Here is an 8,734-nt window from a genome sequence, read left to right on the forward strand (position 1 = left end):
GCATCCGCGCGGCACTTGGGGCAGAACGGGGCCGCTGCAGGGTCAGGCGACGGAGAGCACCATGTTCACAGGCATCATCACCGACATCGGCCATATCAAGGCGCTGGAGCGGCGCGGCGATCTGCGCGCGCGGATCGCCACGCGATACGACACCGCCGGTATTGATATCGGCGCCTCGATCGCCTGCGATGGCGTCTGCCTTACCGCCGTGGCGCTGGGCGCAGGCTGGTTCGAGGTGGATATCTCGGCCGAGACCCTGTCCAGGAGCAATTTGAATGGCTGGTCCGAGGGGCGCGCGGTCAATCTTGAGCGCGCGCTGAAGGTGGGGGATGAACTCGGCGGGCATATCGTCTCGGGCCATGTTGACGGGCTGGCCGAGGTGATCGCCCTGCGCGTTGAGGGGGACAGCACGCGGCTGACATTGCGGGCGCCGGATGCGCTGGCGGGTTTCATCGCGCCCAAGGGCTCGGTCGCGCTCAACGGCACGTCGCTGACCGTGAACGAGGTGTCGGGCGCGGAATTCGGCGTGAACCTGATCCCGCATACCAAGGAAGTGACCAACTGGGGCGCGGTTCAGGTCGGCGACAGGGTCAATCTGGAGATAGACACGCTGGCCCGCTACGTTGCGCGGCTGCGCGAATGGGGCGGGGCGGCGTAAGAGGCGGAAAGCACTTTGAGGGCGCTTTCCACGCGGTTTCGGAACCGCGTCTGCTCCGCTTCCCCGTTGCGCGGCGCCTGTCTTGCAGCCGTGCGATTGACGCGCCTGCGCCAAGCCTCTATCCGGGCGGGGCGCGGATGGCCGGACGGCCGCGGGCAGGAGTGATTCGTCATTCCGGTTCGAGGAAAGTCCGGACTCCATGAGACAATGGTGCCGGGTAACGCCCGGCCGGGGCAACCCGAGGGAAAGCGCCACAGAGAAGAGACCGCCCCGGGCCTTCGGGCCTTGGGTAAGGGTGAAACGGTGGGGTAAGAGCCCACCGCGGGACTGGCAACAGGACCGGCACGGCAAGCCCCACCAGGAGCAACGCCGAATAGGGGCCTCGCGCGGGAGTGATCGGTACGCCGATATCCCCGCAGGGACGTCTCAGCCCTGAGGCCCGGGTTGGCAGCTATAGCGCGTCGGTAACGGCGGGCACAGATGAATGGTCGTCAAAGGGGGCAACCCCGGAACAGAATCCGGCTTACAGGCCATCCGCGCAAGGCCATATTTTCGCCCCAACCCGGGGTTAGCTGTTTCCCCGCGCCACCCGGCTTTCCGGCGGCGCAGCTTTGCGTGGTGCGGGATGACCGGAGTTGCCGACAAGTCATTGTTTCGACGCCGCCCAACCGCAGGGCGCAAGGTACTGCCGTTTGGTGCCCTGACGGCAAAGACCAAGCTGCTCAGCGGGCAGGCACAGGCCGAGGCGCAGCGCCTCAGCCAGCCTGCCGTGCGCCCGGCACTGTTTTCCTGCCTGCTGCAATGCATTGATTTGCTGGCGCTGGTGCTGACCGGGCTGCTGGCGCTGCGGCTACTGCCTGCCCTGCCTGCCACCGGCCTGACCGGCGCGCCGGAAGTGCCAGTGGCGTGGCTGGGGGCGATTGCGGTGGTGTTCTCGGTCCGGGCGCTGGGCGGCTACCGTTTCCGCCGGATGCGCGCCCTTGGCGCCGGGCTTGGACGGATGTGGGCGGGCATGGCGCTGGGGATGGCGGCGCTGGCGCTGGTGCTGTGGCTGGGCAGCTGGCTGCAGCCGGGGCTGGGCAAGGCGCTTGGGCTGTGGGTGGTCATGGCCAACCTGCCGCTGACTAGCGCGCGTGCCCTTTGCTGGACGCGCATCCGCTACCTGACAAAGACCGGCCGGATGGAACACAGGATTGTCCTTGTCGGCGGAACCGAATCGCTGGCGCCGCTGATCCGGGAGATCGAGCGCGAAAAGCGGCGCGGCCGGCGGCTGTGCGGCTTTTTTGATGAACGGGGAAAGATGCGCTCGCCCGCCGTGGTCGCAGGCCAGCACAAGATGGGCGATATCGACGATCTGATGGGCTTCGTGCGGCTGGCGCATATCGATACGATTATCGTGGCGATTCCGCAGATATCGCACCGCCGGCTGATGGAGTTGGTGGCAAAGCTCTTTGTGCTGCCGGTCGATATCCGCGTGATGTCTGATGCCGAGATTCCCGAATTTGCGCGCAAGAAGCGCTCCAGCATCGGCACATTCCGCATGATCGACCTGTACAAGCGCCCCATCCATGGCTGGGATGCGGTGCGCAAACGGGTGTTCGATGTCGTGCTGTCGGCACTGGCGATTGTGGCCTTTGCGCCGGTGATGGCCGCTGTGGCGCTGGCGATCCGGCTGGATTCACCCGGGCCGGTGCTGTTCCGCCAGCGCCGCCACGGGTTCAACAACCGCCCCATCGAAGTGCTGAAATTCCGCTCGATGTATACCGACCGCGCCGATCCGACGGCGGTGAAGGCCGTGCAGCGCGATGACGACCGGGTGACAAAGGTCGGCCGCTTCATCCGCCGCACCTCGCTGGATGAGCTGCCGCAGTTCTTCAACGTGCTCAAGGGCGATCTGTCGCTGGTCGGTCCGCGCCCGCATGCCACCGCCGCGCGCACCGGCGATCTGGTCTATGATGCCGTGACCGAGGCCTATTCGGCCCGCCACAAGGTGCGCCCGGGCGTGACCGGCTGGGCGCAGATCAGCGGCTGGCGCGGTGAGATGGACACGCCCGAAAAGATCCGCGCCCGGGTTGAGCATGACCTCTACTATATCGAGAACTGGTCGCTGTGGTTTGACCTGAAAATCCTTGCGATGACACCGATCAGCCTGATTACAACGAAAAACGCCTACTGAAAGGCGGCGCAGGGCGAAGGGCGGTTGACTCTGGCCCGGCTTTGCGTAAAAGGCGGGCCTTATTGGAATTCATGGGCGGCCGCCGTCGCCCTGTTCAGGAGACGACCCATGGCGAAACCGACGACGATCAAGATCCGTCTGAACTCGACGGCGGGCACCGGCCACTTCTATGTGACCAGGAAAAACGCCCGCACGATGACCGAGAAAATGGTCATCCGCAAATTTGACCCGGTCGTGCGTCAGCACGTCGAGTACAAGGAAGGCAAGATCAAGTAAGATCGCGCTTTTCCGGTGGAATGTCAGGCCGTGCCCCATGGGTGCGGCCTCTTCCGTTTGCGCGCGGGTGGCCTGTCCGTTTCATGCATTAATGATATGACTTTTCTCGCTTTTTCCGAATTACCAATCTGTCACCGAACCGACGGAAAACCGACATCGAGACAGTCTAACCGGCCCTGACACAACCATATTCAGGAGCCTATCCATGTCCGACCCCCGCCTTTCGCTCAGCCGCCGCGCCTTTCTTGCCGTGACGGCCGCAGGAATTGCCAGCCTTTCGCCGATGGTCGTGTTCCGCGCCCGCGCGCAGGCCGCACCCGGTGAGTTGCTGATGGTGCCCGCCACCCCGAACCCCGCCGGTGGCGCAGAGCGTCTGTTCCTGCTCAAGGGTGACCCGCTGGCCGGGCCGATCCGCGCGATCGTCACCGAAGAGGGGAATCCGGTGCCCGCGCCGATGCTGGAAGCGGGCGAAAGGCGTGTGCTGCGGCTGATGCATTTCAACGACCTGCACAACAACATCACCGAGATGCACGGTGCACGGGGCGATACGCACCGGCTGTCACAGATGGTCAAACGGGTGCGCGAGACGCGCGCGGCGGCGGACGAGAACGAGGTGGTGCTGTTTGTCTCAGGCGGGGATGATCACACCGGCTCGGTTTTTGATGAACTGCTGGGCTGGGCGCCGGGTGAATTTGTGGCCGATGCGGGCTACCGCGCGGCATCGGCTGCCGGGGTGGATATCGCCGTGCTGGGCAACCATGAATTCGACCGGGGCGCCGAGATGCTGCGTATCGGGATCGAGGCGGATGCGCGCTTTCCTGTGCTCTCTGCCAATGTCCACGGCTCGCGCCACCTGACGCGCGACAGCGATTACGTCGCCGCCGCCGTGCTGGAGGCCAAGGGGCTGCGGGTGGGCTTCATCGGCCTGACCACGCAGATCGACACCCGCACCGGCCAGCCCGAAGACCCCGGCATGCAGGTGGCCAGCCCGGTTGCGGCGGTCAGCAACATCATGCCCGCGCTGGCGGAAATCTGCGATGTGGTGGTGATCCTGTCGCATTGCGGCTACGGCTCGGGCCAGCACCGGACCGGCAAGGCGGGCGCGGCGCGGCTGATCGGCGAGGGTGACTTTGACATTGCCGAGGCGGCGGGCCGTCTGACCGAAAAGCCCGTCGTGCTGATCGGTGGCCATTCGCACACCGCCCTGAATGCCGGGGGGATCGACCCCGACAACATCATGGAAGGCGTGCTGATGACCCAGGCTGAGGCCAATGGCGCGTATCTGGGGGAGGTCGCCATGTCGATCGCCGCGAATGCCGGGCGGCAGGCGTGGTTCACCCATGTCAGCCTGCACCCGGTGAAGCGGCGCGATCAGCGCGTGGCAGCGGATGACCCGCGCTTTGCGACGCTGGAGCAGGAAGAGGATTACGATCAGGGTTTTGAGGCCGAAGTGGTCGCACCCCTGATCGCGGCGCTCGATGAAAAACTGGCCGAGACCATCGGTCAGGTCACTGCGGGCGACGCCGTCTCGCCCGGGGTGGTGATGCGTGAGCGCTACACCGGCGAATGCGCGCTTCTGAACTTCATGAACGACGCGCTGGTGGCGCGCTCGCAGACCTTCGCGGGCGGCCCGGTCGATCTGGCGCTGTTCAACGCCACGGCCATTCTGGCCGGGCTGCAACCGGGCGATCTGAGCTTTGGCGACTGGTATGCGGTGATGCCCTATGCCGATCAGGTGCATGTGGCGCGGATGACCGGCGCGCAGATCGGTGAGATGCTGCAGTCGAATGCGCATCGTCTGGTGCGCCCGGAAGAGGCCGCAGGGCTGGACCTGAACGGTTTCGTGTCGCGCGGGTTTACCCATTTCTCAAGCGGTATCCGCTACGGTATCGCGCTGGGCGCGGATGCGACGCAAGCCCGGGCCGAGGAGATCACCATCCTTGGCCGCCCGCTGGCAGAGGTGGCAGACGAGACCTTCACCATTGCCTTCAACAGCTATATCCAGTTGGGCGCCTTTGCCGAGGCGTGGAACGGGCAGCCGATCGTGGCCGGGGTGCCGGGCGAGATTGCCGGGATGGACCTGCGCGGGCTGGATTTTGCGCATACCGGGCTGGTCTATCGCAACGAGATCATCGCCCATATCCGCGATCAGGGCGGGGTCAGCGCCGAAGGTGGCGCGCGGCTGGACGGGCGACTGATCGTCGGCTGAGCTTTGCCTGCTGACAAAGGAAGGCCCTCGCCTGCGCGGGGGCCTTTTGTTTTCGCGGGGTGTGGGGCGCGCGGGGGCAGGCTGCGCCCGCCCCCGCGCGCCCCACCGGGAAGTTACGCCAGCGGCGGAACCGGGGGGCTGTCTGCCCCCCGCCGCCCGTTCCGGGCGCTTCCCCCCGAGGATATTTGAGAACAGGTGAATGAGACAAAAGAAAAGGGCCGGTGCATGGCACCGGCCCTCTCAAGGTCTGTGGCAGGCAGCTTATTCCTGCTGGCCCATGAACATCAGGAGGAACTGGAACATGTTCAGGAAGCTGATGTAGAGGCTCAGCGCGCCATCGATGGCGGCCTTTTCCAGCCATTCCTGATCGCCCTGGGCGGCATGGGCGACATAGGTGTTCTTGATTTCCTGCGTGTGGAAAGCGGTGAGGCCTGCGAAGACCAGCACACCGATCGCCGAGATGGCGAACATCATGGCGGGCGACTGCAGGAAGATGTTGATCACCATGGCGAGGATGATGCCGATCACGCCCATGATCAGGAAGGTGCCCATGCCCGACAGGTTACGCTTGGTGGTGTAGCCGCAGAGGCTGAGGCCGGCGAAGGCAATGGCCGTCACCAGGAAGGTCTGCACGATCGAATAGCTGGTGAAGACCAGGAAGATCGAGCTGAGCGAGAGGCCGATGGCGGCCGCAAAGACGAAGAAGCCAAGCTGGACCCCGGCTGCCGGTGCGCGGCGCATCAGCGCGCCCCAGCCGAAGAGGATGAAGGCGAGCGGGGCAAACATGATCACCCAGCGCAGCGCCGAGCCGTAGATGGCCGCGCCAAATGCCGTCAGCATGGTGCCGTTGGGCAGTTGTGCCGCTGCCGAAGCGGGATCAGCGGTGGTGGCGAGCCCGGCGATGGCCCAGGCAGCGAGGGCGGTGATGAGCATGCCCACCGACATCGTGCCGTAAACTTTGTTCATATGGGCGCGCAGCCCGGCGTCGATCCGGGCACCAAGCGCTCCGGTGGCGCCCGCGCGCATCGACTGATAGTTGGCCATTGAAGTACCTCCGTTCGATATGACAAGCCGCGCGGCCGCGGGGGGCCGGGCGATTGGGTGTAATATCGGGTTTCGGCGCGGGGTTTTCAAGGAAAACCGGACGATAGGGCGCTCACACCTGCGCCGGTTTTTCCGGTTGCCCGTCTGCCGGGCGTTTGCGGGCCTCCGGGGTGTCAGCCGCGCCAGTGGCGCGGGGCGTCCCAGAAGGGGCGGCCGGCCTCGTGCAGGGCCTGCTCGCGGGTCAGGCCGATGTCGCGCAGCATCGTATCATCGAGCGCGGCCAGCGCATGGCGCTGCCGGGCGAGGGCGGCGGCCTTGCGCAAGCGGCTGAAGAGTCCGGTTGCGCGCGCGGAGGTCATGGGGCGGGTGGTGGCGAGGGTCGTCATGGGGGCACCTGTATCCTTGATGGTGGTTCAGCATGTGCGATGGCTGAGGGTGATTGAATCAATTCTGTTGATCTGATGCCCTATACTAGTGCATAAGTATAACGAATGATTGTCATGAGTAGCATCGAGGATCGTGATATGAGGCGTAATCTGGATCTGACCGCGCTGCGGGCGCTTGTCGCGGTGGCCGAATATGGCGGCGTCACCCGCGCGGCGCATGTGCTGAACCTGACGCAATCGGCGGTTTCCATGCAGATCAAGCGACTGGAGGAGATGCTGGGCCTGCCGCTGCTGGACCGCAGCGGACGCGGCGTGCAGATGTCGGCGGCAGGGGAGCAGATGCTGGCCTATGCGCGGCGGATGCTGGCCCTGAACGACGAGGCTGTGGCGCGGCTGACCGACAAGGAATACGAGGGCGAGATCGTGCTGAGCGTGCCCTATGACATTGTCTATCCCCATATCCCGCAGGTTCTGCAACGCTTTCAGGCAGCCTGGCCGCGCATGAAGGTGCGGCTTCAGGCGGTCAATACGCGCAAGGCCAAAGAGGATTTCGCCGCCGGTGTCTGCGATCTGATCCTGACCACCGAGGACCACTGCGACCCGGGGGGCGAGACGCTGACGCAACTGCCGCTGGTCTGGATCGGCGCGCCGGGCGGGCAGGTGTGGCGCCAGCGCCCCTTGCGGCTGGCGCTGGGACGGCATTGTGCGTTCCGCGCCGGGGTGCTGAGCGCGCTGGACAGCGCCGGGATCGACTGGGAAGCGGCGGTCGAATCCGATTCAGACCGCACGCTGGAGGCTGCGGTCAGTTGCGATATGGCGGTCCATGCGCTGCTGGCCGGGACCGAGCCGCCCTATGCCGAACGCATTGCCCATGGCGGCGCATTGCCCGAGCTGAAGCGGCATTTCATCAACATGTATGTGCGGCCTGGTGTCGAAAACCCCGGCGTGCGCGGGCTTGCCGATCTGTTTCGCGCCGCCTGGCGGGGATGCGAGGGCGAGGTGCTGGATGCGCCGCGCCTGTCGCTGTCGGTGGCGTGAGGGGGCGCGCCGTCAGGTCATGGTGATGACCACCTTGCCGGTCGATTTGCGGGTGCGGATCAGCTCCATCCCCTCGGCGGCCTGATCCAGCGGCAGGGCGTGGCTGACATGCGGATGCAGCCCGCCCTTGGCATACCAGCCCATCAGGGTTTTCAGGGAATCGGTGATCGCCTGCGGCCGGAAGGCAGCGAAACCGCCCCAGTAATGGCCGATCACCTCGATATTCTTGACCAGCAGCAGATTGGCGGGGAACTGCGGCACCTGCCCGCCCGCAAAGCCGATCACCACGAAGCGCCCCTCAGGCCGAAGGGCGCGCAGCGCCGCCGAGGCTGCCGGTTCGCCCACCGCGTCATAGACAACATCCACCCCGCCCAGAGCCTTGAAGGCGGTTTTCAGATCGGCACTGTCGCTGTCAATCAGTTCATCCGCGCCCGCCGCCTTCGCCACCGCCAGCTTGTCGGCTCCGCGCGCCACGGCAACCACCTTTGCGCCCATCCGCTTGCCGATCTCTACCGCAGTCAGGCCCACGCCGCCTGCGGCCCCCAGCACCAGAAGCGTTTCGCCCTCTTTCAGCCGGGCGCGGTGGTCTAGCGCCAGATGCGAGGTGCCATAGGCCACCATGAAGGCCGCAGCATGCTCAAAGGGCATCGCATCGGGCAGGGGGAGGCAGGCGCTGGCGGGGTAGCAGGCATATTCGGCCAGCCCGCCGCTGGAGGCGAAGGCCGCAACCCGCTGGCCCGGCTTCAGCCCGCTGACGCCTTCACCCAGCGCATCAATCTCGCCCGCAACCTCCATGCCCAGAATGAAGGGCAGAGCAGGGCGCTCCTGATATTCGCCGCGGGCCAGCAGCAGATCGGCGAAATTCAGGCCGCAGGCGTGAACCCTGATGCGGACCTCGCCGGGGCCGGGCGCGGGGGTGGCAATTTCGGTGACGGTGGGGGGCGTGT

Annotated in this window: 8 protein-coding genes and 1 other RNA gene; 6 read left to right on the forward strand and 3 right to left on the reverse strand. The window is 65.7% G+C overall.

Going from position 1 to position 8,734, the window contains the following annotated elements; genetic code table 11:
* Positions 1–61 precede the first annotated feature (61 nt).
* The 5 genes from V7Q53_RS05490 to V7Q53_RS05510 all read left to right on the forward strand — a co-directional run bounded on the left by V7Q53_RS05490 (position 62) and on the right by V7Q53_RS05510 (position 5,319).
* Positions 62–658 (forward strand): riboflavin synthase, encoded by a 597-nt coding sequence (locus V7Q53_RS05490; RefSeq protein WP_333827458.1) that lies wholly within the window; start codon positions 62–64, stop codon positions 656–658.
* A 133-nt stretch (positions 659–791) separates the two neighbouring features.
* An RNA gene (gene rnpB, locus V7Q53_RS05495) (RNase P RNA component class A) lies at positions 792–1,200 on the forward strand.
* A gap of 83 nt (positions 1,201–1,283) precedes the next feature.
* On the forward strand, positions 1,284–2,834 hold the full coding sequence (locus tag V7Q53_RS05500) for an undecaprenyl-phosphate glucose phosphotransferase (protein ID WP_333827459.1): 1,551 nt from the start codon (positions 1,284–1,286) through the stop codon (positions 2,832–2,834).
* A gap of 108 nt (positions 2,835–2,942) precedes the next feature.
* Entirely contained in the window at positions 2,943–3,110 is a 168-nt protein-coding gene (gene rpmG / locus V7Q53_RS05505; protein ID WP_333827460.1) for a 50S ribosomal protein L33, read from the forward strand.
* Between the two features lie 205 nt (positions 3,111–3,315).
* Positions 3,316–5,319, forward strand: a complete 2,004-nt coding sequence (locus V7Q53_RS05510) for a bifunctional metallophosphatase/5'-nucleotidase (RefSeq protein ID WP_333827461.1) — start codon at positions 3,316–3,318, stop codon at positions 5,317–5,319.
* Between the two features lie 261 nt (positions 5,320–5,580).
* On the opposite strand, the gene V7Q53_RS05515 is transcribed toward V7Q53_RS05510, so the two are convergent.
* Complete coding sequence (locus V7Q53_RS05515; RefSeq protein ID WP_333827462.1) at positions 5,581–6,363, reverse strand: Bax inhibitor-1/YccA family protein; 783 nt, start codon at positions 6,361–6,363, stop codon at positions 5,581–5,583.
* 173 nt (positions 6,364–6,536) lie between these two features.
* Positions 6,537–6,749 (reverse strand): DUF1127 domain-containing protein, encoded by a 213-nt coding sequence (locus tag V7Q53_RS05520; RefSeq protein ID WP_333827463.1) that lies wholly within the window; start codon positions 6,747–6,749, stop codon positions 6,537–6,539.
* 138 nt (positions 6,750–6,887) lie between these two features.
* Here V7Q53_RS05520 and V7Q53_RS05525 point away from each other — a divergent pair, with 138 nt between their 5' ends.
* Entirely contained in the window at positions 6,888–7,787 is a 900-nt protein-coding gene (locus V7Q53_RS05525; RefSeq protein ID WP_333827464.1) for a LysR family transcriptional regulator, read from the forward strand.
* A 12-nt stretch (positions 7,788–7,799) separates the two neighbouring features.
* On the opposite strand, the gene V7Q53_RS05530 is transcribed toward V7Q53_RS05525, so the two are convergent.
* Positions 7,800–8,734: NADPH:quinone oxidoreductase family protein (locus tag V7Q53_RS05530; protein ID WP_333827465.1), on the reverse strand; the 935-nt coding region annotated here is incomplete at its 5' end.

It is taken from the genome of Pararhodobacter sp. (assembly GCF_036802785.1).
Lineage (GTDB): Bacteria > Pseudomonadota > Alphaproteobacteria > Rhodobacterales > Rhodobacteraceae > Pararhodobacter.

Bases quoted from the DNA above. Each gene is read 5' to 3' on its own strand.
- V7Q53_RS05490 (WP_333827458.1), top strand. From the start codon at position 62: ATGTTCACAGGCATCATCACCGACATCGGCCATATCAAGGCGCTGGAG.
- V7Q53_RS05500 (WP_333827459.1), top strand. From the start codon at position 1,284: ATGACCGGAGTTGCCGACAAGTCATTGTTTCGACGCCGCCCAACCGCA.
- rpmG (WP_333827460.1), top strand. From the start codon at position 2,943: ATGGCGAAACCGACGACGATCAAGATCCGTCTGAACTCGACGGCGGGC.
- V7Q53_RS05510 (WP_333827461.1), top strand. From the start codon at position 3,316: ATGTCCGACCCCCGCCTTTCGCTCAGCCGCCGCGCCTTTCTTGCCGTG.
- V7Q53_RS05515 (WP_333827462.1), bottom strand. From the start codon at position 6,363: ATGGCCAACTATCAGTCGATGCGCGCGGGCGCCACCGGAGCGCTTGGT.
- V7Q53_RS05520 (WP_333827463.1), bottom strand. From the start codon at position 6,749: ATGACGACCCTCGCCACCACCCGCCCCATGACCTCCGCGCGCGCAACC.
- V7Q53_RS05525 (WP_333827464.1), top strand. From the start codon at position 6,888: ATGAGGCGTAATCTGGATCTGACCGCGCTGCGGGCGCTTGTCGCGGTG.